Source organism: Caballeronia sp. NCF2, assembly GCF_023631205.1.
GTDB classification, from domain to species: Bacteria; Pseudomonadota; Gammaproteobacteria; order Burkholderiales; family Burkholderiaceae; genus Caballeronia; species Caballeronia zhejiangensis.
The window spans coordinates 24,784-49,685 of the sequence record NZ_JALQDN010000056.1 but is presented as its reverse complement, the minus strand read 5'-3'; the positions used below and the strand labels follow the sequence as shown (position 1 = coordinate 49,685).

The 24,902-nt window shown below is 64.1% G+C and carries 21 protein-coding genes and 1 pseudogene; 12 read left to right on the top strand and 10 right to left on the bottom strand.

Annotated features, from left to right (window positions below; translation table 11 throughout):
- Positions 1-49: 49 nt before the first annotated feature.
- The 3 genes and pseudogenes from NCS02_RS20125 to NCS02_RS20115 form a co-directional block, all read left to right on the top strand.
- Positions 50-2,134, top strand: a complete 2,085-nt coding sequence (locus tag NCS02_RS20125; protein WP_250503176.1) for a carbon starvation CstA family protein — start codon at positions 50-52, stop codon at positions 2,132-2,134.
- 11 nt (positions 2,135-2,145) lie between these two features.
- Positions 2,146-2,340, top strand: coding sequence for a YbdD/YjiX family protein (locus NCS02_RS20120; RefSeq protein WP_008354281.1), 195 nt, complete (start codon positions 2,146-2,148; stop codon positions 2,338-2,340).
- Positions 2,341-2,435: 95 nt separating this feature from the next.
- A pseudogene (locus NCS02_RS20115) lies at positions 2,436-2,594 on the top strand (PIN domain-containing protein); the annotation flags it as partial.
- Positions 2,595-2,660: 66 nt separating this feature from the next.
- Here the strand turns inward: NCS02_RS20115 and hpnH are convergent.
- Both hpnH and ispH read right to left on the bottom strand, forming a co-directional pair.
- A complete protein-coding gene (gene hpnH / locus NCS02_RS20110; RefSeq protein WP_008354282.1) occupies positions 2,661-3,815 on the bottom strand; it encodes an adenosyl-hopene transferase HpnH in 1,155 nt (384 codons plus the stop codon).
- A gap of 13 nt (positions 3,816-3,828) precedes the next feature.
- On the bottom strand, positions 3,829-4,791 hold the full coding sequence (gene ispH / locus NCS02_RS20105; protein WP_008354283.1) for a 4-hydroxy-3-methylbut-2-enyl diphosphate reductase: 963 nt from the start codon (positions 4,789-4,791) through the stop codon (positions 3,829-3,831).
- 431 nt (positions 4,792-5,222) lie between these two features.
- Here ispH and NCS02_RS20100 point away from each other — a divergent pair, with 431 nt between their 5' ends.
- Positions 5,223-6,425: a glycosyltransferase gene (locus NCS02_RS20100; RefSeq protein ID WP_008354285.1), complete on the top strand. Its 1,203-nt coding sequence runs from the start codon at positions 5,223-5,225 to the stop codon at positions 6,423-6,425.
- A gap of 10 nt (positions 6,426-6,435) precedes the next feature.
- On the opposite strand, the gene NCS02_RS20095 is transcribed toward NCS02_RS20100, so the two are convergent.
- The 4 genes from NCS02_RS20095 to hpnA all read right to left on the bottom strand — a co-directional run bounded on the left by NCS02_RS20095 (position 6,436) and on the right by hpnA (position 12,221).
- A complete protein-coding gene (locus NCS02_RS20095) occupies positions 6,436-6,954 on the bottom strand; it encodes a hypothetical protein (RefSeq protein ID WP_008354286.1) in 519 nt (172 codons plus the stop codon).
- Between the two features lie 104 nt (positions 6,955-7,058).
- Positions 7,059-8,570 carry a tetratricopeptide repeat-containing glycosyltransferase family protein gene (locus tag NCS02_RS20090; protein ID WP_250519949.1) on the bottom strand — a complete coding sequence of 504 codons (1,512 nt, stop codon included), beginning with the start codon at positions 8,568-8,570 and terminating at the stop codon, positions 7,059-7,061.
- Between the two features lie 149 nt (positions 8,571-8,719).
- Complete coding sequence (locus NCS02_RS20085) at positions 8,720-10,966, bottom strand: NADP-dependent isocitrate dehydrogenase (RefSeq protein ID WP_008354288.1); 2,247 nt, start codon at positions 10,964-10,966, stop codon at positions 8,720-8,722.
- 244 nt (positions 10,967-11,210) lie between these two features.
- Positions 11,211-12,221: a hopanoid-associated sugar epimerase gene (gene hpnA, locus NCS02_RS20080; RefSeq protein WP_250503174.1), complete on the bottom strand. Its 1,011-nt coding sequence runs from the start codon at positions 12,219-12,221 to the stop codon at positions 11,211-11,213.
- A 161-nt stretch (positions 12,222-12,382) separates the two neighbouring features.
- Here hpnA and NCS02_RS20075 point away from each other — a divergent pair, with 161 nt between their 5' ends.
- The 5 genes from NCS02_RS20075 to NCS02_RS20055 are packed head-to-tail and all read left to right on the top strand — an operon-like array spanning position 12,383 to position 18,489.
- The gene (locus tag NCS02_RS20075; protein ID WP_250503173.1) at positions 12,383-15,541 is read left to right on the top strand and encodes a response regulator; all 3,159 of its coding nucleotides are present in this window, start codon (positions 12,383-12,385) and stop codon (positions 15,539-15,541) included.
- Positions 15,538-16,383 carry a CheR family methyltransferase gene (locus NCS02_RS20070; RefSeq protein WP_008354292.1) on the top strand — a complete coding sequence of 282 codons (846 nt, stop codon included), beginning with the start codon at positions 15,538-15,540 and terminating at the stop codon, positions 16,381-16,383. The genes NCS02_RS20075 and NCS02_RS20070 overlap by 4 nt, the downstream gene beginning before the upstream one ends.
- A 2-nt stretch (positions 16,384-16,385) precedes the next feature.
- Positions 16,386-16,982, top strand: coding sequence for a chemotaxis protein CheB (locus NCS02_RS20065; protein ID WP_008354293.1), 597 nt, complete (start codon positions 16,386-16,388; stop codon positions 16,980-16,982).
- Between the two features lie 22 nt (positions 16,983-17,004).
- Positions 17,005-18,144 carry a hybrid sensor histidine kinase/response regulator gene (locus NCS02_RS20060; RefSeq protein WP_175982330.1) on the top strand — a complete coding sequence of 380 codons (1,140 nt, stop codon included), beginning with the start codon at positions 17,005-17,007 and terminating at the stop codon, positions 18,142-18,144.
- Between the two features lie 48 nt (positions 18,145-18,192).
- Positions 18,193-18,489, top strand: coding sequence for an acylphosphatase (locus tag NCS02_RS20055; RefSeq protein ID WP_008354295.1), 297 nt, complete (start codon positions 18,193-18,195; stop codon positions 18,487-18,489).
- Here the strand turns inward: NCS02_RS20055 and egtD are convergent.
- On the bottom strand, positions 18,486-19,454 hold the full coding sequence (egtD, locus tag NCS02_RS20050) for an L-histidine N(alpha)-methyltransferase (protein WP_250503172.1): 969 nt from the start codon (positions 19,452-19,454) through the stop codon (positions 18,486-18,488). The two genes, NCS02_RS20055 and egtD, sit on opposite strands and share 4 nt — an antisense overlap.
- A gap of 374 nt (positions 19,455-19,828) precedes the next feature.
- On the opposite strand from egtD, the gene rarD reads away from it, so the two are divergent.
- Positions 19,829-20,806 carry an EamA family transporter RarD gene (gene rarD, locus NCS02_RS20045; protein WP_250523268.1) on the top strand — a complete coding sequence of 326 codons (978 nt, stop codon included), beginning with the start codon at positions 19,829-19,831 and terminating at the stop codon, positions 20,804-20,806.
- 205 nt (positions 20,807-21,011) lie between these two features.
- On the opposite strand, the gene NCS02_RS20040 is transcribed toward rarD, so the two are convergent.
- Complete coding sequence (locus NCS02_RS20040; RefSeq protein WP_250503170.1) at positions 21,012-21,719, bottom strand: hypothetical protein; 708 nt, start codon at positions 21,717-21,719, stop codon at positions 21,012-21,014.
- A 151-nt stretch (positions 21,720-21,870) separates the two neighbouring features.
- Here NCS02_RS20040 and NCS02_RS20035 point away from each other — a divergent pair, with 151 nt between their 5' ends.
- A complete protein-coding gene (locus NCS02_RS20035; RefSeq protein WP_033535970.1) occupies positions 21,871-22,188 on the top strand; it encodes a hypothetical protein in 318 nt (105 codons plus the stop codon).
- A 111-nt stretch (positions 22,189-22,299) separates the two neighbouring features.
- Positions 22,300-22,650 carry a hypothetical protein gene (locus tag NCS02_RS20030; protein WP_175982327.1) on the top strand — a complete coding sequence of 117 codons (351 nt, stop codon included), beginning with the start codon at positions 22,300-22,302 and terminating at the stop codon, positions 22,648-22,650.
- Positions 22,651-22,738: 88 nt separating this feature from the next.
- Here NCS02_RS20030 and NCS02_RS20025 read toward each other — a convergent pair whose 3' ends face one another.
- Both NCS02_RS20025 and NCS02_RS20020 read right to left on the bottom strand, forming a co-directional pair.
- Complete coding sequence (locus NCS02_RS20025) at positions 22,739-23,314, bottom strand: transglycosylase SLT domain-containing protein (protein ID WP_008354302.1); 576 nt, start codon at positions 23,312-23,314, stop codon at positions 22,739-22,741.
- 105 nt (positions 23,315-23,419) lie between these two features.
- Positions 23,420-24,829: a DHA2 family efflux MFS transporter permease subunit gene (locus NCS02_RS20020; protein WP_033535971.1), complete on the bottom strand. Its 1,410-nt coding sequence runs from the start codon at positions 24,827-24,829 to the stop codon at positions 23,420-23,422.
- Positions 24,830-24,902 lie beyond the last annotated feature (73 nt).

Below are 24,902 nucleotides of genomic sequence, written 5' to 3'. Positions count from 1 at the left end.
ATCACGGCGCAATCATCGGCCCGGAAGGGTCAATAACTAAGGAGACGCCATGAATCGGGCTTCCGGATTCCTGGTCTGGATCGCGCTCGCGCTACTGGGCGCGTTCGCATTCGGCACCATCGCGCTCGCGCACAGCGAGCGGATCAGCGCACTATGGATCGTCATCGCGGCGGTCTGCGTCTATCTCATCGCTTACCGCTTCTACTCACGCTTCATCGCGACGAAAGTGCTGCAGCTCGACGGCCTGCGCATGACGCCGGCCGTTCGTCACAACGACGGTCTCGACTACGTGCCGACCAACAAGTACGTGCTGTTCGGCCATCACTTCGCGGCGATCGCGGGCGCGGGTCCGCTCGTCGGCCCGGTGCTGGCGGCGCAGATGGGCTACACGCCCGGCATGCTGTGGATTCTCGCGGGCGTGGTGTTCGCGGGCGCGGTGCAGGACTTCGTCGTCCTGTTCATCTCGACGCGCCGCGATGGCCGCTCGCTCGGCGATCTCATCAAGATGGAACTCGGCACCGTGCCCGGCGTGATCGCGCTGTTCGGCGCGTTCCTCATCATGGTGATCATTCTCGCGGTGCTCGCGCTGATCGTCGTGAAGGCGCTGACGAATTCGCCGTGGGGCACGTTCACGGTTGCCGCGACGATTCCGATCGCGCTCTTCATGGGTGTCTATACGCGCTACATTCGCCCGGGACGCATCGGCGAGGTGTCGATCATCGGCTTCGTCGGTCTGATGCTCGCGATCGTGTACGGCGGACAAGTCGCCGAATCCGCGACGCTCGCGCCGTACTTCACGTTCACCGGCGTGCAGCTCGTGTGGATTCTGATCGGCTACGGTTTCGTGGCGTCGGTGCTGCCGGTATGGCTGCTGCTCGCGCCGCGCGATTATCTGTCGACGTTCCTCAAGATCGGCACGATCCTCGGCCTCGCGATCGGGATTCTCATCGTCGCGCCCGAACTGAAGATGCCGGCCTTCACGAAGTTCGTCGATGGCACGGGTCCCGTGTGGTCGGGCAATCTGTTCCCGTTCCTCTTCATCACGATCGCATGCGGCGCGGTGTCGGGCTTCCACGCGCTGATCTCGTCGGGCACGACGCCCAAGATGATCGACAACGAAGTCAACATGCGCTTCATCGGCTACGGCGCGATGCTGATGGAATCGTTCGTCGCGATCATGGCGCTCGTCGCCGCGTGCGTGATCGAACCGGGCGTCTACTTCGCGATGAACAGCCCGGCCGCGCTGCTCGGCTCGACGCCCGAAGCGGTCGCGCAGACCGTCTCGGGCTGGGGCTTCGTGCTGACGCCCGACATGCTGACGTCGACGGCGAAGGCGGTCGGCGAGACGACCATCGTCGCGCGTGCCGGCGGCGCGCCGACGCTCGCGGTCGGCATGGCGCACATTCTTCATCAGGTGATCGGCGGCCCGGCGATGATGGCGTTCTGGTATCACTTCGCCATTCTGTTCGAGGCGCTGTTCATCCTCACCGCCGTCGATGCGGGCACGCGCGCCGGCCGCTTCATGCTGCAAGACTTGCTCGGCACGTTCCACCCGGCGCTGCGCCGCACGGAATCGCTGCCGGCCAACCTCGTCGCGACGGGCCTGTGCGTCGCCGCGTGGGGCTACTTCCTGTATCAGGGCGTGGTCGATCCGTTCGGCGGCATCAACACGCTGTGGCCGCTCTTCGGCATCTCGAATCAGATGCTCGCGGGCATCGCGCTGATGCTCGGCACCGTGGTGCTGTTCAAGATGAAGCGCGAACGCTATGCGTGGGTCACGCTCGTGCCGACTGCGTGGCTGCTCATCTGCACGTTGACGGCCGGCTGGCAGAAGATTTTCGATGCGAATCCGAAGGTCGGCTTCCTCGCGCACGCCGGCAAGCTGAAGGACGCCTACGACGCGGGCAAGGTGATGGCGCCGGCGAAGTCGCTCGCGGAAATGCAGCGCATCATCTTCAACGATTACGTCGATGCGGCGCTTGCCGGCCTGTTCATCTTCGTGGTGTTGAGCATCGCGGTATATGGCGTGCTGGCCGTGCTGCGGGCGCGTCGCGAAGCGAAGCCGACCGTGCGCGAAACGCCGTTCGAAGCGATGCCTTCCGGCGCTTCCACCGCGGTGCGCGCGGGCCACTAAGGAGTCGAGCGATGTTCAGCGATCTTCGGCAGGCAGGACGGTATCTCGGCCAGACGATGCGTCTGATGGTCGGGATGCCCGATTACGACGCGTATGTCACGCACATGCAGACGACGCATCCCGACAAGCCGGTGATGAGCTACGCGGAGTTCTTCCGCGAGCGGCAGGAGGCGAGGTACGGGTCGGGAGCGGGGAAGTGCTGCTGAGTTGATGCTGCTGGGTGGTGATTGAAGATAACGCGACGGTGAGAGCCGTCGCGTTTTTTTTGGGCGCTGCGCGAGGTGCGATGTCCGCACCCATCGACCGTCATATCGCGCTTGCGTCGGCCAAGCTTCCCGGTGAGTTCCATAGCGATCCAGCCGACCGCATGATAGTCGCGACGGCGCGTTCGCTATCCGCTCCGCTGGTGACCAAGGACCGGCAGATTCGAAGCTACGAACACGTCACGACGATTCGGTAGCAGAGAAAACAAAAAGGGCGAATGACCCAAGCCATTCGCCCTTTCCACGCTCCGTTCAACCGAAGCTCAATTCACCGCCGCCGCCGTCTTGGCGCCCTTGTTCTTCTGCGCGCGGCCGATCTCTTCCAGCTTGATCTCGACGTGCTTCGAGAACACGTACTCGGCCGGACGCTGCTTGTCGATCGGCAGATCCTTCGCGAACGCGCCCGTCGTGCGCGGGCCCGACAGCGCGATCTTCGCGGCCTTCAGCGGATGCGCCACCGTGTCCATCACGGCGGTCGCCTCGAAGCCGCAGTGGACCATGCAGTCCGCGCACTTCTCGTACTTGCCCGTGCCGTACTTGTCCCAGTCGGTGGTTTCCATCAGTTCCTTGAAGGTCTTCACGTAACCTTCGCCGACCAGATAGCACGGCTTCTGCCAGCCGAACACCGTGCGCGCCGGGTTGCCCCACGGCGTGCATTGATACGTCTGGTTGCCCGCGAGGAAATCGAGGAACAGCGTCGACTGGCTGAACGACCAGTTCTTGCCGTTGTTGCCGCGCTTGAAGATTTCGCGGAACAGGTTCTTCGTCTTTTCGCGATTCAGGAAGTGCTGCTGATCCGGAGCGCGCTCGTAGGCATAGCCCGGCGAAACCGTGATGCCGTCCACGCCGATCGGACCGAGCGTGTCGAAGAACTTCGCGACGCGTTCCGGCTCCGCATCGTTGAACAGCGTGCAGTTGATGTTCACGCGGAACCCGCGGCGCTTCGCTTCCTTGATGGCCGCGACAGCCTTGTCGTACGTGCCCGGCTGCGAAACCGAGTGATCGTGCGCCTCGCGATCGCCGTCGAGATGCACGGACCAGACGAAGTACGGGCTCGGCTCGTAATCGTCCATCTTCTTTTCCATCAGGAGCGCGTTCGTGCAGAGATACACGAACTTCTTGCGCGCCATGATGCCCTTCACGATCTGCGGCATTTCCTTGTGCAGCAGCGGCTCGCCGCCCGCGATCGACACGACCGGCGCGCCGCATTCGTCGACGGCTTCGAGGCATTCCTGCAGCGACAGACGCTGGTTCAGGATCGGATCCGGATAGTCGATCTTGCCGCAGCCGTTACAGGCGAGATTGCAGCGGAACAGCGGTTCCAGCATCAGCGCGAGCGGGTAACGCTTGGTGCCCGTCAGGTGTTGCTTGAAGATATAGGCGCCAACGCGGGCCTTCTGGAGCATCGGGATAGACAATTGTGTCCTCTCCTTATTCTTCGCGAACCGCGGCTGCCGCAACGGCGGCGACCGGCTGAGTGAGCTTCGCGGGGAGTTTGAATTCGACCTTTTCCTCGCGGCCGTTCATCGTCGTGACTTCGACGTGTCCGAACGCGCGCAGGGCATCGATCACATGTTTGACCATTTCCTCGGGCGCCGAAGCGCCCGCGGTGATGCCGACCGTTTGCACGTCGGCAAACCATTCCGGCTTGATCTCCGAACCGTCCGCGACGAGATAGCTCGGAACGCCGCTCTCGGCGCCGATTTCCCGCAGGCGGTTCGAATTGGAACTGTTGGTGGCGCCGACCACGAGCAGCACATCGACTTGCGTGCTCAGCTCGCGCACGGCGGCCTGGCGATTCTGAGTCGCGTAGCAGATGTCGCGCGTGTCCGGGCCGACGATATCCGTGAAGCGGCGCTGCAAGGCATCGATGATGCCGCGCGTGTCGTCCACGGAAAGCGTCGTCTGCGTGACATAGGCGACGGGCGTATCGGGCGCGAGCGTCATTGTCGCGACTTCGGCTTCACTCTGCACCAGCACGACGACGCCGGGAATCTGCCCGATCGTGCCTTCGACTTCCGGATGACCCGCATGGCCGATCAGAATGAGCGTGCGCCCCTGCGATACATACTGGCGGCCCTGCACATGAACCTTGGTGACGAGCGGGCAGGTCGCGTCGAGCACGTCGAGCCCGCGCGTCCGCGCATCTTTCTCGACGCTCTGCGCGACGCCGTGCGCGCTGAAAATCGCGACCGCGCCGTGCGGCACTTCATCGAGTTCTTCGACGAACTTTGCGCCCTTGCTACGCAGGTTGTCGACCACATGACGGTTATGAACGATCTCGTGACGCACATAAACCGGTGCGCCATGCCGTTCGAGGGCCCGATCGACGATTTCGATCGCACGGACCACGCCCGCACAAAAGCCGCGGGGTTGAGCAAGGATGATACGCATATTCGAACGAACTCCGACTGGCGCGGGTCTCGGGTTAGCCGGCGCGAAGCTCGCACTTTCCCGAAGACCTGGCCACGAACGACGCTCGGAAGCGTCAGGAAGGCCGGGGAAAGCAGACCGGAAAAAAAGACACGGTGGGGTCGGTCTGCGCGCCGAAGTTGACCGCGTATTCTAACGCGTTCCCTTTTTGGGTGCTCAATGCCCGCTTCACTTCGCGACGCGCTTCGGCACACGCAAATACGGCGATTTTGAGAACCCAGTAAACTGTCGGACGCTTCGGACCGCATGGCGGCGAGATCCGCGCCACGCGCCCTTGCCGCGCGGCCTCGCGGACCGGCTCGCCGCGCTGTTTCCCCGGTGTATTTTTCGCGCAACGCCGGGTCCATCGCGCGCATCGGCTGCGCCACTGTTTTCAAGCTAATCGTTTACTCATGCTATTGATCGCCTGGCTGTCTTTCTTGATCTGGATCGTGCTGCTGTTCGCCCGCGGCGGATTCTGGCGCGCGCAACCCGCGCCGGCGCTATCCGATACGACGATCCACGCTGTCGGCAACGCCGAGATCGCGCGCCGCGGCGCATGGCCCGCGCTCGTCGCCGTCGTGCCTGCGCGCAACGAAGCCGACGTCATCGGCCGCGCGGTTGGCTCGCTGCTCAAGCAGGACTATGCGGGCGCGTTCCATGTGATCGTCGTCGATGACCACAGCACCGACGGCACCGCGAACGTCGCGCTCGCCGCCGCCCGCGATCTCGGCCTCGAAGACCGTCTGACGATCCTGACCGCGCAGCCGCTGCCGCCGGGCTGGTCGGGCAAGGTGTGGGCGCAGTCGCAGGGCATCGGCGCGATCGACAAGCTCGGCCTGCCCGCGGAATTCCTGCTGCTCACGGACGCGGACATCCACCATCCGGCCGATGCCGCCACGCAACTCGTCGCGCGCACGATTCTCGAAGACCGCGATCTGGTCTCGCTGATGGTCCGTCTGCGCTGCGATTCCCTTTGGGAAAAGGCGCTGATTCCGGCGTTCGTCTTCTTCTTCGCGAAGCTTTATCCGTTCGAATGGGTCAACGACGCGAAGAAGGCGACCGCCGGCGCGGCAGGCGGCTGCATGCTGGTGCGCCGTTCGGCGCTCGTGGAGGCGGGCGGGATCGAATCCATCCGGCAGGAACTGATCGACGATTGCAGTCTCGCCGCGCGCATCAAGCATCGCGCGGGCCGCAACGACGCGCGCCCGATCCGCCTCGATCTCGCCGAGCACAGCGTGTCGCTGCGTCCGTACGATAGCTGGCGGGACATCTGGAACATGATCGCGCGCACGGCGTTCACGCAATTGCGCTATTCGCCTCTGCTGCTTGCCGGCACCGTGCTCGGTATGGCGGTGATCTATCTCGCGCCGCCGGTGCTCGCGCTGGCATACGGCGCGAGCGCGTGGCCCGCATGCGCCGCGTGGGCGCTGATGTGCATCGCCTATGGTCCGATGCTGCGCTACTACCGCAGATCGCTGTTGTGGGCGCCGCTCCTGCCGCTCGTCGCGTTGTTCTACGTCAGCGCGACGATCGGCTCGGCCGTGCGGTACTGGAGCGGGAAGGGCGGGCAATGGAAGGCGCGCGTGCAGGCGCCGACGCAGGAAGGTTCGTAAACGCGGCTTCTCACTTCTTCGTCAACATGGCATACAGCTCGATGACCATGTTCGGCGAGAACGTGAACGGCACCCAGCCGTGCCCGGCGTGGCGCAAGACCAGCAGGCGGTCGCCGTTCGCGTATTTCTGCGTCGCCATCACGGGATTCTTCGTGGCGGCGAAGCGCCATCCCGGTGCAATGCCCGCAGGCTGATCCGGCGACATCGACGCGCGCACGTTCGACAATTCCTCGATCAGTTCCGACACACCTTCCGGGCTCAGCTTCACCGTCTTGCCCGCGATCGTCATTTCGACCGCATCGCGCTCCGGGCGCGACACGACGAGCGTCGGGGGCTCGTTCAGCGCGGGCGGTTCGGCGGGCGCGTCGGCATCGACCGGTTCGCGCACATCGCGCAAAGCGGGCGGTTCGTCCGATACGGCGGGCGGAGCGGCAGGCGAGCCGGCGGATGAGCGCGCAGATGCGGCAGCGGTCTGAAGGAGCGTATCGAGGCTCGACTCCAGCGCGCCGAGCTGGTCTTGTAGATTCATGCGAGTGTGTCTGTAACGTGCGTGCTAGCAGTGAGGCCCCGATTCTACCCGCTGGACTTCTCCGATACCGCCACACCTTGTAACGAAATGCACGCAACCGTGTGTCAGACGACGCGCTCGCCGAGGTTTTCGAGTTCGGCGCGCACGCGCGTCAGCACGTCGGTCCAGTCGCCGCGCTTCGTCTGCGTGAAGAGGCGCATGTCCGGATACCACGGCGTGTCGTCGCGATCGCGCAGCCACCGCCAGCAGCCCGCGAAGCGATTCAGCAGCCAGACGCGCTTGCCCATCGCGGCGGCGAGATGCGCGACCGACGTATCGACCGCGATCACGAGATCGAGTCCGTCGATGAGCGCGGCCGTGTCCGCGAAGTCGCCGACGCCGTCCATCCAGTCGGCGATCTGGCCGGCGAACGCGGGCGGCAGTTGCTTGTCGGCGTGCTCGGCCTTTTGCAGGCTGATCCATCGCACGCCGCGATACGAAAGCAGCGGCGCGAGCGTTTCCGGCGCGATGCTGCGCCGTTTGTCGCCGCGCGAATGCGTGTGGCCGCCCGCCCAGACGAGACCGACCGCCGGCATCGAGCGCTCGCCGATTCGTTCCGCCCAGAAACGCGCGCGTTGGGGATCGGCGCGCAGATAGGGCGTCGGCGCGGGAATATTGCCGATGCGCGTGCCGAAACACATCGGCAAGGACATCAGCGGGCAATGGTGCGTCCACATGGACAGATCGACGGCGTCTCCGTCGACGAGAACGATGTTCGGCCAGCGCGCGCACAGCGATTCTTCGAAGAGCCGCCGCAGCGGCGCCGGACAGACATAGCCGACGCGCGCGAAGCGTTCCAGCGCCATCGGCAGGTAGCGGCAGAATTGCAGCGCATCGCCGAAGCCTTGTTCGTGCAGCACGAGCAGGCTCGCGCCGGCGGGAAGCGGGCCGCCGCGCCAGAGCGGAATCGGCAACTCGGGCGCGCGTGCGCCGAGCGTCTGACCGTCCGTCTGAAAGCTTGCCCAACGGTGCTCGAAATGCGGCCACGCTTCGTCGTAGCGTCCCGCCGCGAGCAGCGCATGGCCGAGATTGCTGTGCGCTTCGAGGTTGTCCGGATCGAGCGCGATGGCGGCTTTCGTATGCTCGATTGCCGTGTCGAGATCGCCCAGACGGTTGAGTACCGCGCCCAGATTGTTATGCGATGCCGCGTGATCCGGCCGATGCCCGAGCGCTCGCCGATAACTCTGCGCCGCCGCTTCCATCTGCTCGTCGAGTTGCAGCGCAAGTCCGAGGTTGAACCAAAGCAGGGCGATGTCGCCGTAATCCGGAAAGCGCTCATCGGCGATGCGCAGTCCGAGGCGCGCGCTTTGCGCCGCGGCCGGGAAGTCGCGCAGGTGCAGCTGCGTCACGCAAAGCGAGTTGCAAAAGCCCGGATGCGCGGAAAGTTCGATGGCGCGTGCGAGCCACGTTCGCGCGTCTTCCGGCTTGCGCAGCGCCAGCGCGATCAGGCCGCGCAGATGAAGCGCATCGGCGTTGCGCGGATTCTCGGCGACGGCTTCATCGGCCAATTCGACGGCGATGCCAAACGCGTGCTCCGCATAAGCTCGACTGGCGCGCTGGATGAGATCGTTCTGCATGAGGTTTCCTGTCGGGGCGGACAGTGTATGCAGAGGCGAACCGGCGTCTGTAAAGATCGTTGGATGCGGCGCGCGCAAAAAAAACCGGCATGCCCGAAGGCGATGCCGGTTTCATCACCGAAGCGCGAAAGAACGCGCTCCAGCCCAGCTTACTTCGCGCGCACCTGTTCGAGCGCGGCATTGAACGTCTTGCTCGGACGCATCACGGCTTCGAGCTTCTTCTCGTCCGGCTTGTAGTAGCCGCCGATATCCACCGCATTGCCCTGCACGGCGGCGAGTTCATCGACGATCTTCTGCTCGTTCTCGGCCAGCGTCTTTGCGAGCGGCGCGAACTGCTCGGCGAGCGCCTTGTCTTCCGACTGCGACGCGAGTTCCTGCGCCCAGTACATCGCGAGATAGAACTGGCTGCCGCGATTGTCGAGCTGGCCGGTCTTCGGCGACGGGCTCTTGTTGTTGTCGAGCAGCTTGCCGGTGGCCGAATCGAGCGCCTTCGCGACGAGCTTCGCACGCGCGTTGTCGTTCTTGATGCCGAGCTCTTCCAGCGACACCGCCAGCGCGAGGAATTCGCCGAGCGAGTCCCAGCGCAGATGGTTTTCCTGCACGAGCTGCTGAACATGCTTCGGCGCCGAGCCGCCCGCGCCCGTTTCGTACAGGCCGCCGCCCGCCATCAGCGGAACGATGGAAAGCATCTTCGCGCTCGTGCCGAGTTCCATGATCGGGAACAGGTCGGTGAGGTAATCGCGCAGGATGTTGCCCGTGACCGAGATCGTGTCCATGCCGCGGATCACGCGTTCGAGCGTGTAACGCATCGCGCGCACTTGCGACATGATCTGGATGTCGAGGCCGGTCGTGTCGTAATCCTTCAGGTACGTCTCGACCTTCTTGATGAGTTCGGCTTCGTGCGGACGATACGGGTCGAGCCAGAACACGGCCGGCGTGCCCGAGTTCTTCACGCGCGTGACGGCGAGCTTCACCCAGTCGCGGATCGGCGCGTCCTTCACGAGGCACATGCGCCAGATGTCGCCCTTCTCGACTTCCTGCGTCAGCCCTTCGAGGACTTCGCCCGTCGCGTTGTCGACGATGCGCGCGGTGCCGTCTTCCGCGATCTCGAACGTCTTGTCGTGCGAGCCGTACTCTTCCGCCTTTTGCGCCATCAGGCCGACGTTCGGCACCGTGCCCATCGTCTTCGGATCGAACGCGCCGTTGGTCTTGCAGAAGTTGATGATTTCCTGATAGATGCGCGCGAACGTGCTTTCCGGAATCAGGCACTTCGTGTCTTGCGGACGGCCGTCGGCGCCCCACATCTTGCCGCCCGCGCGGATCATCGCGGGCATGGATGCGTCGACGATCACGTCGTTCGGCGCGTGCAGGTTCGAGATGCCCTTGGCCGAATCGACCATGGCGAGCGCCGGGCGCTTCTCGTGGCACGCGTGCATGTCGCGGATGACTTCATCGCGTTGCGATTCCGGCAGTGCTTCGATCTTCGTGTACAGATCGACGAGACCGTTGTTCACGTTGATGCCCAGCTCTTCGAAGAGCTTGCCGTGCTTGGCGAACGCGTCCTTGTAGAACACCTTCACGGCGTGGCCGAAGACGATCGGGTGCGAGACCTTCATCATGGTCGCCTTGACGTGCAGCGACAGCATGACGCCCGTGTCGAACGCATCCTGCATCTGGTCTTCGTAGAACTCGACGAGCGCCTTCTTGCTCATGAACATGCTGTCGACGATCTCGCCTTCCTGCAGCTTGACCTTCGGCTTCAGCACGATGGTTTCGCCGCGCTTCGTCACGAGTTCCATGCGCACTTCGCGGGCTTTATCGTTCGTGATGGACTTTTCGCCGTGATAGAAGTCGCCGTGTTTCATGTGCGCGACGTGCGTGCGCGACGCCATGCTCCACTCGCCCATGCTGTGCGGATGCTTCTTCGCGTAGTTCTTCACGGCGAGCGGCGCGCGGCGGTCCGAGTTGCCTTCGCGCAGCACCGGGTTCACGGCCGAGCCGAGGCACTTGCCATAGCGCGCGCGGATGGCCTTTTCTTCGTCGTTCTTCGGCTCTTCGGGATAGTCGGGCAGCTTGTAGCCCTTGCTTTGCAGTTCCTTGATCGCGCTCGTCAGCTGATGCAGCGACGCGCTGATGTTCGGCAGCTTGATGATGTTGGTGTCGGCGTCCTGCGTGAGTTCGCCGAGCTTCGCGAGGTTGTCGGGGACCTTTTGCTCGTCGGTCAGGAATTCGGGGAATTCGCCGAGGATGCGGGCCGCGACGGAGATGTCGCTCGTCTCGACGTTGACGCCCGCCGGCGCGGTGAAGGCACGGATGATCGGCAGAAAGGCGCTGGTCGCGAGCAGCGGAGCTTCGTCGGTCAGGGTGTAGATGATGGTGGGTTGCTGATTACTCATCGCTTGTCTCGACATCCGAAAACAGGTTGGAAAAAACCGCCGGCCTCGTCACCCCTCCGGCAACAAACCGCTATTCTGCCTGATTTTGCAGGGCGCGCGTGTGAATTTCGGCTTGCGAAATTGGCCAAAACGGGCGTTTTTCTTGCGAATTCAATGACTTAATTTTTTTCGAGTCTTATACAAGAGTTGCTGTCTTCCGGCCGCGTCGCGATGGCCGGAACGTTTCACGAAATGATTTGGCGCTTCATCCAGCGAGATACCCGTTCTCCCGGAACCAGTCCAGCGCGTCCTTCAGACCTTGCGCGTACGGCCGCGCGGCGTAGCCCAGCTCGCGTTCCGCCTTCGCCGACGTGAAGTACATCTTGTTCTTCGACATGCGCAGCGCGTCGACGGTCACGAACGGCTCCTTTCCGCTCACTTTCGCGAACAGCTCCGCGCCGATCGCGAGCGGATAAAGCGGCCCGCGCGGCAGCTTGATGGTCGGCGGCTTGCGCCCGACGAATCCGGCGATGTCCGCCAACATCTGCTGCAAGGGCAGATTCTCGCCGCCCAGGATATATCGCTCGCCGATCTTGCCGCGTTCGAGCGCGAGAAAGTGCCCGTTCGCGACATCGTCGACGTGCACGAGATTGAGGCCCGTATCGACGAACGCGGGGATCTTGCCGGTCGCCGCTTCGACGATGATGCGCCCGGTCGGTGTCGGGCGCACGTCGCGCGGGCCGATCGGCGTCGACGGATTCACGATCACCGCCGGCAGCGCGTTCTGCGCGACCATGCGCTCGACCGCGCGCTCCGCGAGCACCTTGCTGCGCTTGTATGCGCCGATGGTGCTCTGCGCATCCGACGGCTTCGTCTCGTCGACGATCGCGCCCGAGCTCGTCACCTTGAGCGTCGCGACGCTGCTGGTATAAACGATGCGCTCGACACCTTCGGACAGCGCCGCGCGCATCGTCGCTTCGGTGCCTTCGAGATTCGCGCGTTCGATTTCGGCCGGATCCGGCGCCCAGATGCGGTAATCGGCGGCTACGTGAAACAGGAAGCGGCAGCCCTTGAGCGCGGCGCGCATGGACGCTTCGTCGCGCATGTCGCCGACGACGATCTCCGCGTCCAGCGATTCGACGTTCTTGCGCGGGCTGGTCTTGCGCACGAGCACGCGCACGTCGAAACCGCGTTCGATGGCGAGCCGCGCGACCGCGGAACCGACGAACCCCGAAGCACCCGTGACGAGCACGCGAGAGCCGGAAAAATCAGTCATTCTTACCTCGTTGAAAACGTCCGCGCGGCCTCGATTGTAACGATTGCCGCGCCGAAAAAAGGCTGCAAAGCCCGATGTGACAAGGGCTTGCGGCTCATGCTATGGTCCTCGCCTGCCGCGGCCGCGAGGACCGCGCAAAACATGGACACAACCGGTAAGCGATGCCTCAAGACACTCGAAACCTAAGCGCCTGGATTTACCTCGCAATCGCAATCACGCTCGCCGTGGTGTTCTGCATCGACGTGCTCACGCCGATCCGCATCGCGATCTGGGTGTTCTACGTGCTGCCCGTCGTGCTCTGCGTCTGGGCCGACCGCCCCGCCGTGCCGATCGTCACGGCGGGCGTCTCGACCGTGCTGACGCTCGCAGGATACGCACTCGCCGCCACCGATCCGAACACGAGCCGCGACGTGCTGCAGATCAACCGCGCAATGGGCATCGTCGTCATGCTCGCGCTCGCAGCGGTGGCGCATCTGTATATCAAATCGCGGCTCGCCGTACAACGCACGACCTGGCTGCAACAGGGCATCGTGCAACTCGCGCAGAAATTGCGCGGCGAGCAGTCTCCGGCTTCGATCGGCGTGAGCATCCTGCGTTCGATCATTCCGTACGTGAATGCAAAAGTCGGCGTCGTCTACGCGCTCGAAGGCGATGCGCTCGTGCGGGTCGCGTCGTGGGCGCTGCCGGACGATGCCAGCGCGCCAGCGAGGATACCGCGCGGCCAGGGACTCGTCGGACAGGCAGTCGAAGAGGCGCGCGTGCTCGAATTGCGCGACGCGTCCGCGCACTATCTGAAGGCCGGTTCGGCGCTGGGATCGGCGGCGGCGTCGCGCGTCGTGATCGCGCCGCTTCTCGCCGATGGCGACGTCGTGGGCGCGATCGAACTCGGCTTCGTCGGCAACGAAGGCCGTTTCGACGATACCCGCGCGCTGCTCGACATGGCCTCGGAACCGATCGGCATGGCGCTGCGTTCGTCGCGGTATCGCGCGCGTCTCGTCGAACTGCTCGAAGAAACGCAGCGCCAGAGCGAGGAATTGCAGGTCCAGCAGGAAGAGTTGCGCGTGTCGAACGAGGAACTGGAGGAGCGCGGCCGCGCGCTGCAGGATTCGCAGGCGCGTCTCGAACAGCAGCAGGCCGAGCTCGAACAGACCAACGTGCAGCTCGAAGAGCACACGCAACATCTGGAGCGGCAAAAGTCCGAGCTGATGCAGGCGCAGCAGGAACTGACCGCGAACGCGCTGGAAATGGAGCGCGCGAGCCAGTACAAGTCGGAGTTCCTCGCGAACATGTCGCACGAACTGCGCACGCCGCTCAACAGTTCGCTGATCCTCGCGAAACTCTTGCAGGACAACAAGCAAGGCAACCTGACCGAGGAACAGGTGCGCTTCGCCGCGACGATCCATTCGTCGAACAGCGATCTGCTTTCGCTCATCAACGACATTCTCGATTTGTCCAAGGTCGAGGCCGGACAGATGGACGTGCAGTTCGCGCACACATCCGTCGATGCGATCCTGCAGACGTTGCAGCAATCGTTCGCGCCCATCGCGGCGAACAAGGGCGTCGAATTCGTCACCGCGCACGGCGAGAACGTGCCGCAATACTTCGTCACCGACAGCCAGCGGCTCTTGCAGGTGCTGCGCAATCTGCTGTCGAACGCATTCAAGTTCACCGAGCGCGGCCGCGTGACGGTCGCGGTCGAGCGCGCCGGCGACAACGCGCTGCGTTTCGATGTGCGCGACACGGGCATCGGCATCGCGCGCGACAAGCAAGAGATGATCTTCCAGGCGTTCCAGCAAGCCGACGGCACCACGAGCCGCAAATACGGCGGCAGCGGCCTCGGATTGTCGATTTCGCGCGAGTTTTCGCGACTGCTCGGCGGATCGGTGTCCGTGTCGAGCGAACTGGGGCAGGGCAGCGTGTTTTCGGTGACGCTGCCGATCGCGGCGCACGAAGGCACCGTCACCGCGAAGCTCGATACGATCGGTCACATGCGGGAAGCGCAGCCCATGGCCGCGCCCGCGCCCGCGCCTGCACCTGCGCCAGCGCCTGCGCCTGCGCCTGCGCCGGTACAGCCGATGCCGGCGCCCATGGTCAGTCCGGAGCCGCTCGGCATCGCCGACGACCGCGCCGACCGCAAGCGTCCGGATCGCGTGATTCTCGTCATCGAGGACGATCAGCCGTTCGCGCGCATCCTCTACGATCTCGCGCACGAACTCGATTTCGACTGCGTGCACGCGGCGACCGCCACGCAAGGCGTCGAGCTCGCGCGTTCGCTGCAGCCGAACGGCATTCTGCTCGATATCGGCCTGCCGGATCAGTCGGGCCTCACCGTGCTCGAATGGCTCAAGCACGATCCGCTCACGCGTCACATTCCGATTCACATCGTCTCCGCGACCGATCACGCCGATGTCGCGCTGCATCTCGGCGCGATCGGCTACACGCTGAAGCCGAGCGCGCGCGAAGAACTGGCGCACGCGATCCGCAAGCTCGAAGCGCGCTCGTCGCAGGGCATGCGCCGCGTGCTCGTCGTCGAGGACGATCCGGCGTTGCGTCAGAGCATTCACGCGCTGCTCGCGAGCGACACGGTGGGCATCGTCGAGGCAGGATCGATCGCGGAGGCCATCGAGGAGATGCAGCGCGTGCCGTTCGATTGCGTCGTGATGGATCTCGCGCTGCCCGACGGCTCCGGTTACGAACTGCTCGAACGCGTGTCGACGAGCGGCGGGCACGCGTCGCCGCCGGTCATCGTCTATACGGGACGCCTGCTGTCGCAGGAAGAAGAGCAGCGCCTGCGCCGCTATTCGAAATCGATCATCATCAAGGGAGCGAAATCGCCGGAGCGTCTGCTCGACGAAGTGACGCTGTTCCTGCATAGCGTGGAAAGCGCGCTGCCGCCGGAGCAGCAGCGCATGCTGCGCGCGGCGCGTCAGCGCGACGACGTGTTCGAAGGCCGCACGATCCTGCTCGTCGAAGACGACGTGCGCAACATCTTCGCGCTGTCGCGCGTGATCGAGCCGCTCGGCGCCACGCTCGAAATCGCGCGCAACGGACGCGAAGCGCTCGAAGCGCTCGCGCGCCGCAGCGATATCGACCTCGTGCTGATGGACATCATGATGCCCGAAATGGACGGCCTGACCGCGATGACCGAAATCCGCAAGCGCACGGAGCACGCGCGTCTGCCGATCATCGCGCTGACGGCGAAAGCGATGCCGAGCGATCGCGAGAAATGTCTCGAGGCAGGTGCGGACGATTACATATCGAAACCCATCGACGTGGATAAGCTCGTGTCTTTATGTCGGGTTTGGTTGCGGCAGCGATGAACATGGCGAACGACGGCAGTCACGACGAAGAAGCGACGTTCGACATCGAACTGAAGCTGATTCTGGAAGCGATCTACCTGCGCTATCAGCACGACTTCCGGCATTACTCGATGAGTTCGCTGAGAAGACGCCTCGCGCAAGCCGTGAACGATCTCGGCCTGCCGACGCTCTCGCATTTGCAGGAGCGGATTCTGCGCGATCCGGCGCTGTTCGCGCGGCTGTTCCAGTACCTCACGGTGCAGGTGAGCGAGATGTTCCGCGATCCGCACTACTTTCGCGCGATTCGCGAGCAGGTCGTGCCGATTCTGCAGACGTATCCGTCGATCAAGGTCTGGGTCGCGGGATGCAGCACCGGCGAGGAATTGTGGTCGCTCGCCGTGCTCTTCGCCGAAGAGAAGATCGCGGATCGCACCGTGTTCTACGCGACCGACATCAACGCCGAAGCGCTGCGTCAGGCCGAGAGCGGCATCTATCCGCTGGAACGCATGGCGAGCTTCAGTCAGAACTATCTGGCGGCGGGCGGCAAGCGTTCGCTGTCGGACTACTATCACGCCGCGTACGGCGCGGCGAAGTTCTCGCAGACGCTCAAGTCGCGCGTCGTGTTCGCGGATCACAGTCTCGCGACCGACAGCGTGTTTCTCGAAGCGCATCTCGTGTCGTGCCGCAATGTGCTGATCTATTTCGATCGCGCGTTGCAGGATCGCGCGCTCGGTCTGTTCAGCGATTCGCTCGTGCGGCGCGGATTTCTCGGGCTCGGCAGCAAGGAAAGCCTGCGCTTTTCCACCTATGCAGACCGCTTCGCGGATTTCAATGCGCGCGAGCGGCTTTACCAGAAGGTGTGACGATGTTCGACGCGCATCGCATCGGAGCAGTCGTGATCGGCGCATCGGCGGGCGGCGTCGAGGCGCTCAATCATCTGTTGCCCGCGCTGCCGAAGACGTTCGTGCTGCCCGTGCTGATCGTCGTGCATGTGCGGCAAGGACAGCCGAGCCTCTTGCCGGGATTGTTCGCGTCGCGCTGCGAACTGGCCGTCGAAGAGCCGTTCGACAAGGACGAGATCGCGCCCGGCACCGTGTATTTCGCGCCGCCGGGATATCACATGCTCGTCGAGGCGGAAGGCGGCGCGGCGCCGGCGATCGCGCTGTCGGTCGATCCGCCGGTGCGCTTCTCGCGGCCATCGGTGGACGTGCTGTTCGAATCGGCGGCGCATGCGTATGGCGAACGTCTGCTCGGCATCGTGCTCTCCGGCGCGAACGACGACGGCGCCCGCGGCGCGCGCGCGATCCGCGAGGCGGGCGGCGCGTGCTGGGCGCAGAACCCGGAGACGGCCTCGGCCCCGGCGATGCCGCTCGCGGCGATCGCTGAGGACGCGGTGAATGAAGTACTGACGCTCGATGAAATGGCGTTGCGGCTGTCGCAATGCATCGGCCGGCAGCCATGAAAAGAAGGCAAGGAGTCACCAGATGACGCAACCCATCCACGTGCTGATCGTCGATGACATTCGCAACAACATCACCGCGCTCGAAGCGTCGCTCGCGCGGCCGGATCTGTCGGTGCTGAAGGCCGAGTCGGGCCCCGCCGCGCTGGAGCTGCTGCTCAAGCACGAAGTCGCGCTCGCGATCCTCGACGTCAACATGCCGGGCATGGACGGCTTCGAGCTCGCCGAACTGATGCGCGGCAGCCCGCGCACCGCGCACGTGCCGATCATCTTTCTCACGGCGACGGCGCAGGACGCGAGCCGCACGTTTCGCGGCTATGAAGCGGGCGCGGTGGATTTTCTCTACAAGCCCTTCGATTCGCGCATCCTCAATTCGAAGGTCGATGTCTTCATTCAGATGGAGCGTCAGAAGCAGCAACTCGCGACGCAGCTCGCGACCGTGCAGCAACTGCTCGATGCGAACGAAATGCTGATGGCCGTGCTCGGTCACGATCTGCGCACGCCGCTTTCCGCGGTCATCGCGTCGGCGGAATATCTCGCGCGTTTCGTGCAGGACGAGAACGTGGCGAACATCGGCACGCGCATCAAGTCGAGCGGCATGCGCATGGTGCGGATGGTGGATCAGTTGCTGAACCTTGCGCGTCTGCGTGGCGGGCGCGTGACGCTGCAGCCGCGCGCCGTCGAGTTGATGACGCTCGCGAAGAATATCGTCGATGAATACGAGGCGCGCGTCGGCAAGGGGCGCATCTTCGTGCTGCGTCAGGGCGACACGCTGTTGCAGGGCGACGGCGATCTGCTGTCGCAGGTCTTCTCGAATCTCATCGGCAACGCGCTGCAGCACGGTCACGAAGGCTCGGCGATTCAAGTGCGCCTCGACGGCAACGCCGAGGACATCACCATCGCGGTGCAAAACGCCGGCGAGATTCCCGCGGACGTTCTGCCGACGATCTTCGCGCCGTATCGATCGGGCCGGCGTCAGAACGAGTCGAGCGGCCTCGGGCTGGGGCTTTACATCACGCGTGAAATCGCGCAGATGCATGGCGGCGACGTATCCGTGCGCTCGACGTCCGAAACGGGCACGGTGTTCGAAGTGAGGTTGCCGCGCGTGCCGCATCCGCGCTCGGGCGAACACGCCGACATGGCGCAGCCCTTTCGCCTGAGTTGAAGCGCGTGTCTACAATGCGCCTATGAACACTGGAAAGGAGTAAGCGCGATGCCGGGCCCGGATCTGGATACGAGAATCGAAACCTATTACGTGCGTGTGCGCGGCGTCGTGCAGGGCGTCGGTTTCAGGCATCACACGGTGCGCAAGGCGCATGCGCTGGGCGTGCGCGGCTGGGTCGCCAATCTTGATGACGGCTCCGTCGAAGCGGTCGTGCAGGGCGCGGCCAATCAGGTCGATCTGATGCTCGAATGGCTGCGACGCGGGCCGCCGCATGCCCGCGTCACCGAGTTTCACAGCGAGGAGCGCCACATCGAGAAACGCTACGAGCGCTTCGAGCAGCACTAACGCGCGACCAGCAGGCTCTCCGCGAACTTCCATTCCTCGTCGCGCCACTGATGCGTGCATTCGAAGCCCGCATCGGCGGCGATGGGCGCGACTTCATCGGCCGCATATTTGTGGCTGCTTTCCGTCCAGATCGTTTCGCCTTCGCGGAAGTCCACGCGCAGATCCGCGCCGCGCACGCGTACGGAAAGCGCGCGCTTCGCACGCAAATGCATCTCGACGCTGCGCGCATCCGGATTGAAGCGCGCGACGTGCTCGAAGGCGTCGATCGGAAAGTCGCCGCCCAGTTCGCGATTGATGCGCGCGAGCATGTTCAGGTTGAACGCGGCCGTCACGCCGATCGGATCGTCGTACGCGGCGATCAACACCGGCAGCGGCTTGATGAGATCGGTGCCGAGCAGAAGCGCGTCGCCAGGTTGCAGCATGCCGCGAATCGAGCACAGGAACTTCGTCGCCGCAAGCCGCGCGAAATTGCCGATGGTGCTGCCGAGAAACAGCACGAGCAGTCTTTCGCCGTCCTTGCGCTTGGCGCTGACTTCGGAGAGTCCGGCGAGGTAGTCGCGTTCATGTCCGACAATCGACACGCGCTCGATATCGCTCAGTTCGCGCCGGCACAACTGCAATGCGGTGCGCGAAATTTCAATCGGATGATAGGCGGTCGGCTGCTTCTTACACAGCGCTTCCAGGATGCGGCGCGTCTTGCGGCCGCTGCCGCTGCCGAGTTCCGCGACCTGAATGTCGCCGGGCATCGCCGCGACGATATCCGTCGCGTGGTCCTTCAGCACGCGCTCTTCGGCGCGCGTCACGCCGTACTCGGGCAGCGCGGTGATCACTTCGAAGAGGGCCGAACCCACTTCGTCATACAGATACATCGACGGCAGTTCTTTCTGCGGACGCTTGCTGAGTCCTGTGTGCACAGCCTCTGCGAAGGCATTGTTGAAGCGGGGGGAAAGGGCAGCTTGAGTCATGACGTCTCCATCGATGCGGCGTTTTCTTCGCGTGCCACCGGGAAACGATGGCACGGCGCGTTGTTGCAGCGGATGCTTCGACGTGAGCGGCGGATGATCGCGCGGTGTGCCGCTCGGACTGAGGGACAGGCCGGCTGAACGCGCCGGACCGACAAGGGTCGCCGATCAACATGACCGGCAAAAGACAACCGCAAGAGACAATGTTCACGCGGCAGAGTTCATGCCGAATGCGAAGCATGAAGGAAGCAAAAAGCGGGCGCGCGCGGCAGTTTTCTTTGAAGCGCGTTCCGAAAACAAAGCGCTCGCGGCGTTTAGAATGCGCAGTTCACGTTGTGTCCGGCTTGCATTCACCTTCAACGCGCAGCGACTTCCCGATGAATCAGCATGACCTCGCGCGCGGCATCGCGCTGTCCGTCGCGGCTTCCGCGCTCTTCGCGCTCATGTCGAGCTACACGAAATGGCTCGCGCCGCTCGACGGCCTCGACATCTTCGCGTGGCGTATCGTGTGGACATTGCCGGGCGCGCTCGCGCTGGTCGCCGTGAGAAAGCGCTGGCCGCAATTATGCGCGCTCGTCGCGAGGCTCGCCAAAACGCCGCGACTGCTGCTGATGTTCGCGATCACGGCCGCGCTGCTCGGCCTGCAGTTGTGGATCTTTCTCTGGGCGCCGCTGCACGGGCGCGCGCTCGAAGTATCGCTCGGCTATTTCCTGCTTCCCCTCGCGATGGTGCTGCTCGGACGCTTTCACTACGGCGAGCGGCTCGATGGATTCCAGTGGGCAGGCGTCGCGGCGGCGGCCGTCGGCGTTGCGCATGAGCTCATCGCCACGCATGCGTTCGCATGGCCGACGCTCGTCGTGATGCTCGGTTATCCGCCGTACTTCATGTTGCGTCGACGGCTCAACGCGGACCCGCTCGTGTCGTTCGCGGTGGAGATCATGCTGATGTCGCCCGTCGCCGCGCTCATGCTGTTCGCGCGCGGCGCGTTCACGGAGGTCGCGGGCGCGCCGCATCTGTGGCTCGTGCTGCTTCCCGGACTCGGCGCATTGAGCACGATCGCGCTCGCGTCGTATCTGCGCGCGAGCCGTCATCTGCCGCTCGCGCTATTCGGCATTCTTGGCTATGTGGAACCGGTGCTGCTCGTCGGCGTGGCGGTGCTGCTGCTCGGCGAGCCGTTTTCAGCGCACCAGCTCGGGACTTATGTGCCGATCTGGATCGCTGTCGTGCTGACGGGCGTGCATAGCGCGCGTCTTCTGATGCGCTCGCGCAAAAAGGCATCGCCGATGCCGATGAGCGAGCATCATGCGAGCGTCGAGCATGAAACCGTCGCGGATGAAATCGAGCGCGTGGATTGATCAGCGCGCCCCGTGCGTTTCGATGGGGGCGTCGTGCGGATCGCGCATGAGGTCGAGCCCGAGCACGACGCCATCGAAACGCGTGCCGCGCTGATCCGAGAACATAGGCAAGTAAAAAGGCGAGCCCGAAGGCTCGCCTGAATCGAACGCACCGGTCTGTTGATATGCAATGCCCGATGCGCAATGCGAGGGACGCTCGCCTCCCTTACTTCTTCGCCGCGTCGACCTTCGCATCGGCGGCCGACTTGTTCGCGTCGTTTTGTGCTTCGACCTTTTCCTTGTCGGCCTTCGCTTGTGCCACGTTGGCATCCTTCGCTGCGTCCTGCTTTTTCTTGTCGGCCTTGCTTTGTGCAGCGTGCTTTTTCTTGTCGGCTTTCGCCTGTGCCTTGGCGGCATCACCGCGAGCGTCGGAAGCCTGTTCCGGCGTGGTCGCCTGCGCTACCTTCGCGGCTTCCTTGTTGGCGTCGGCTTGCGCCGATGCCTTGTCCTCATTCGCCGATGCCTGCGCCTTGGCGGCGTCGCGCTGTGCTTCGGCCTTCTTCTTGTTGGCGCTCGCCTGCGCCTCGGCCTTTTCGTTGTTCGCCTTCAGTTGCGCTTTGCCGGCGTCGGTGGCGGCGGTTTGCGCGAATACGGTGGAGACCAGCATGGCGGATGCGAGAGCAGCGACGATCTTCTTCATGGTTTGAAACTCCCTTGATCTTTTATTCGAGGACGCGTGGCGCGCAGTGCGCCGCGCTGACGATGAAAACGCCGCGTGCTTCGATCCAGTTGACGTTCTTCTGGTGACAAACAGTAACCAGTGGCGAGCAAATGAAACGGCATGCGGTAAAAGCGGCGGGATTGCTGGGGCGCGAGCATCTGCGTTACCGAACCGGCTGAAAAAGCTGTTACGTCGTAGCGAATTCGCTTCCATTTGTAACTGTGGTTTTAACGATTGGGAATCCGAACGAATCAGCCTATTTGTAATCGTTGAAATGCGCGGTTACCAAGTAATGCAGTTATTTCTTAGCTGTCTGCTTAAGATGACTTCCACGAACCCGGCTAAACGGGAAATGGAGAAGCTCATGAAACGCACAGCACTTGTCTTGTTGATGATCGGTAGTCTGACGATGGCGGGCCAAGCCTCGGCGCACGGACACGGCGGTGGCCGCGGCCACGGCGGCGATGGCGGTGCGATCGTCGGCGCGCTGATCGGCGGTGCGGTGCTCGGTGCGCTGGTCACATCGGTCGCCAATGCTCAACCGGCTTACGCGCAACCCGTCTATCAGCAACCCGCGTATGCGGAGCCCGCCTACGCACAGCCTGTTTATGCGCAGCCGGCGCAGCCGCCTGGCTACTGCTACGACAACTATCGCAATGCGTACGTGCCGTGCGGCTACTGATCCACTGATCGTCTGACGCGATGAGACTCGCGGCACGTCCCTTGCGCTAATGCGGACACGGTCGTTGCACGACATACGCGACGACCGATACGCAAACTCGGGAGACTTGCAATGAACGCGACTACGAAGAAGTTGGTGATTTCCGCGCTGGTACTCGGCTTGTCGGGCGGCGTCTATGCGCAAGCGGGCGGCGGCGGTTCGATGGGCGCAGGCGGCAACGGTTCGGCCGGCGCAGGTTCAGCTGCGGGCGGCAAGGGCGGCGGCGTCGGTATGGGCGGAACGGGAATGGGCGGCTCGGCGGATGGCACGACCGGCACCGGCGCGAAGAGCGGCATGGGCAACGACGCGACCAACGGCATGAGCCAGGATCAGGGCACGGTGCAACGCAGTGCGCCGAACAACGGCAACATGAATTCGGGCGGCATGAAGTCCGACGGCAGTGGCACCAAAAAGGCCTATTGAAGCGAGGCCGGCGCGCAGTCGGGTGCGATCGCCGCGACGTCATCGGGACGTGTTGCGGCATCCGCCCGGCGGCGCGCGAGATTAAAGCTTATTGAGCGCTCGCCGACGCCGCATCGACGGATGCGGCCGGTTCGAACGCCTTTGCGCGCACGCTGACCTTCTCGGCGTAGGCGCGCGAACCGCCGTAGCTTTTCAGCGCGGCATCGACATCGCCCTGAGCGGACTTCACATACCCGTGCAGGATGGCAGAGCCCGTCTCGATGTTGTCTTCCGGATCCGTCAGATCGACGTTGCGCACCAGTTTCTTGTGCGCCGACGGCACCACTTGCATGAGGCCCGTTGCATTGTTCGGCCCTCGGGCGGTTTCCTTGAAGCGCGATTCGATCGAGATGATGGCGAGCAAAAGCGCCGGAGGCAGCGAATATTTCGACGCGGACGACATGACCGCCGTTGCGATGGTTTCCGCCTTTTGGCGCGCCACGCCGAATTTGCGCGTGAGCATTTCCGAAATCTTGTGACTTGCCTGCTCGGCCTTCGGGTCTTGCGCGACGGCGGACTGCGCGACCGGATTGCTGGCGGCGAGCGGATTGTCCTGTGCGTGGGCGGCAGGCGCGCCGTTCAGCGAGAGGGCAAGGGCGGCAAAGATGACAAGTACACGACGCATCGGATGGCCAGATCAAAGCGGAATCGCATTATAGCCACATAAAAAAGCCTTGTGGATCATGTACTTGTCTTAAATCTGATGTTTTGTTTCGCGGATCGGAAGGAATTACGTGCGTTCGGCACGCTTGGAAGCCGGCGCCGATATGCCTTCGCCCGCATCGTCCGAGAGACGCGCGAACATCGGGAGCGAGGCCAGGACGACCAGCGCCGTCACGATGAAACCGCACGCCAGTTGCCAGCGCTCGGTATGCGCGCTGCCGGAAACGAGCATCGTCGCCTGAATCGTGCCGGCGGCGACCGTCACGCCGACCGCCTTCATCAACTGTTGCGCGGTGCCCTGGAACGAGGTCGCGGCGGCGAGGCGCGGCTTGGGCACATCGGCGAAGGCGAGCGCGCCCATCGTCGCGAAACTCAGCGACCGGCCGAGTCCGCCGAGCAGCAGGAGCAGGAAGATCGCGGCGGCGGGCCAGGCCTGCGACATCGTCGAGCAGACGAGCAGCACGGCCGCGAACACGACGCTGCCCGCGCATAAAACCGTCCGCACGGAGAAGCGCCGCAGCGCGAGCGCCGTCATCGGGCGCATGCAGAACGAGCCGAGCGCGCTCGCGAACGTGACCAGGCCGCTCGCCGTCGCGCTGTAGCCAAAGCCCGTCTGTAGCGTCAGCGGCACGAGAAAGGGCAGCGCGCCCGCGCCGGCGCGAAACAGGCTGCCCGCGACCGTCGCGGCGTGGAACGTGGGGATCGAAAGCAACGAAAAGTCGATGGCCGGATTCGGCGCGCGCCGGCAATGCAGCACGGTCGCGCGAAAGAGCAGCAGGCCGACGGCGACGCAAATCCACGGCACGCCGGCCGGCAGCACGCCGCGCCCCGCGCTCTCGATGCCGATCATGAACAGACTCAGCGACGCGCCCGACATCAGCATGCCGCGCAGATCGGGCGGCGTGCGTTCTTCGGGCGGCGAAGGCGGCAATAACTTCCAGGTGAGAAAGAGACCGGCGACGCCGACCGGCACGTTGACCCAGAAGATGCTGCGCCACGAGAGCGCGTCGGTGAGAAAGCCGCCGAGCGGCGGGCCGAGCAACGGACCGACGAGCGCGGGCATCGTGAGCCATGTCGTCGCTTGCAGCAGTTCCTCGCGTTTGACGCCGCGAAACAGGATCAGACGGCCGACAGGCACCATCATCGCGCCGCCGAGGCCTTGCACAACGCGCGCGGCGAGCAGTTGCGGCAGGTTCATCGCCGCGGCGCACGCGACGGACGCGAGCGTGAACGTCGCGATCGCCCACATGAACACGCGGCGCGCGCCGAAACGGTCGGCGACCCAGCCGCTCGCGGGAATGAAGACGGTCAGCGCAACGAGATAGGCGGTGATCGCGCTGGACAGATGAACGGCGTCGACGTTCAGATCGCGGGCCATCGCCGGGATGGCGGTCGCGACGATCGTGCCGTCCATGTTTTGCATGAAGAGCGCCGAAGCGACGACGGCGGCGGTGATGCGGAAGTTGCCGCCTTTCACGATGCGGCGCTCGTATGCGCGCTGAAGGCTTGTTGCAAGTCGCTTTCGAATGGGAATGGACGCATGGCGCACA

Excerpts from the sequence above, each read along its gene's own strand:
- NCS02_RS20125 (WP_250503176.1), top strand. The coding sequence starts at position 50 with ATGAATCGGGCTTCCGGATTCCTGGTCTGGATCGCGCTCGCGCTACTG.
- NCS02_RS20120 (WP_008354281.1), top strand. The coding sequence starts at position 2,146 with ATGTTCAGCGATCTTCGGCAGGCAGGACGGTATCTCGGCCAGACGATG.
- ispH (WP_008354283.1), bottom strand. The coding sequence starts at position 4,791 with ATGCGTATCATCCTTGCTCAACCCCGCGGCTTTTGTGCGGGCGTGGTC.
- NCS02_RS20100 (WP_008354285.1), top strand. The coding sequence starts at position 5,223 with ATGCTATTGATCGCCTGGCTGTCTTTCTTGATCTGGATCGTGCTGCTG.
- NCS02_RS20095 (WP_008354286.1), bottom strand. The coding sequence starts at position 6,954 with ATGAATCTACAAGACCAGCTCGGCGCGCTGGAGTCGAGCCTCGATACG.
- NCS02_RS20090 (WP_250519949.1), bottom strand. The coding sequence starts at position 8,570 with ATGCAGAACGATCTCATCCAGCGCGCCAGTCGAGCTTATGCGGAGCAC.
- NCS02_RS20085 (WP_008354288.1), bottom strand. The coding sequence starts at position 10,966 with ATGAGTAATCAGCAACCCACCATCATCTACACCCTGACCGACGAAGCT.
- hpnA (WP_250503174.1), bottom strand. The coding sequence starts at position 12,221 with ATGACTGATTTTTCCGGCTCTCGCGTGCTCGTCACGGGTGCTTCGGGG.
- NCS02_RS20075 (WP_250503173.1), top strand. The coding sequence starts at position 12,383 with ATGCCTCAAGACACTCGAAACCTAAGCGCCTGGATTTACCTCGCAATC.
- NCS02_RS20070 (WP_008354292.1), top strand. The coding sequence starts at position 15,538 with ATGAACATGGCGAACGACGGCAGTCACGACGAAGAAGCGACGTTCGAC.
- NCS02_RS20065 (WP_008354293.1), top strand. The coding sequence starts at position 16,386 with ATGTTCGACGCGCATCGCATCGGAGCAGTCGTGATCGGCGCATCGGCG.
- NCS02_RS20060 (WP_175982330.1), top strand. The coding sequence starts at position 17,005 with ATGACGCAACCCATCCACGTGCTGATCGTCGATGACATTCGCAACAAC.
- NCS02_RS20055 (WP_008354295.1), top strand. The coding sequence starts at position 18,193 with ATGCCGGGCCCGGATCTGGATACGAGAATCGAAACCTATTACGTGCGT.
- egtD (WP_250503172.1), bottom strand. The coding sequence starts at position 19,454 with ATGACTCAAGCTGCCCTTTCCCCCCGCTTCAACAATGCCTTCGCAGAG.
- rarD (WP_250523268.1), top strand. The coding sequence starts at position 19,829 with ATGAATCAGCATGACCTCGCGCGCGGCATCGCGCTGTCCGTCGCGGCT.
- NCS02_RS20040 (WP_250503170.1), bottom strand. The coding sequence starts at position 21,719 with ATGGAAGCGAATTCGCTACGACGTAACAGCTTTTTCAGCCGGTTCGGT.
- NCS02_RS20035 (WP_033535970.1), top strand. The coding sequence starts at position 21,871 with ATGAAACGCACAGCACTTGTCTTGTTGATGATCGGTAGTCTGACGATG.
- NCS02_RS20030 (WP_175982327.1), top strand. The coding sequence starts at position 22,300 with ATGAACGCGACTACGAAGAAGTTGGTGATTTCCGCGCTGGTACTCGGC.
- NCS02_RS20025 (WP_008354302.1), bottom strand. The coding sequence starts at position 23,314 with ATGCGTCGTGTACTTGTCATCTTTGCCGCCCTTGCCCTCTCGCTGAAC.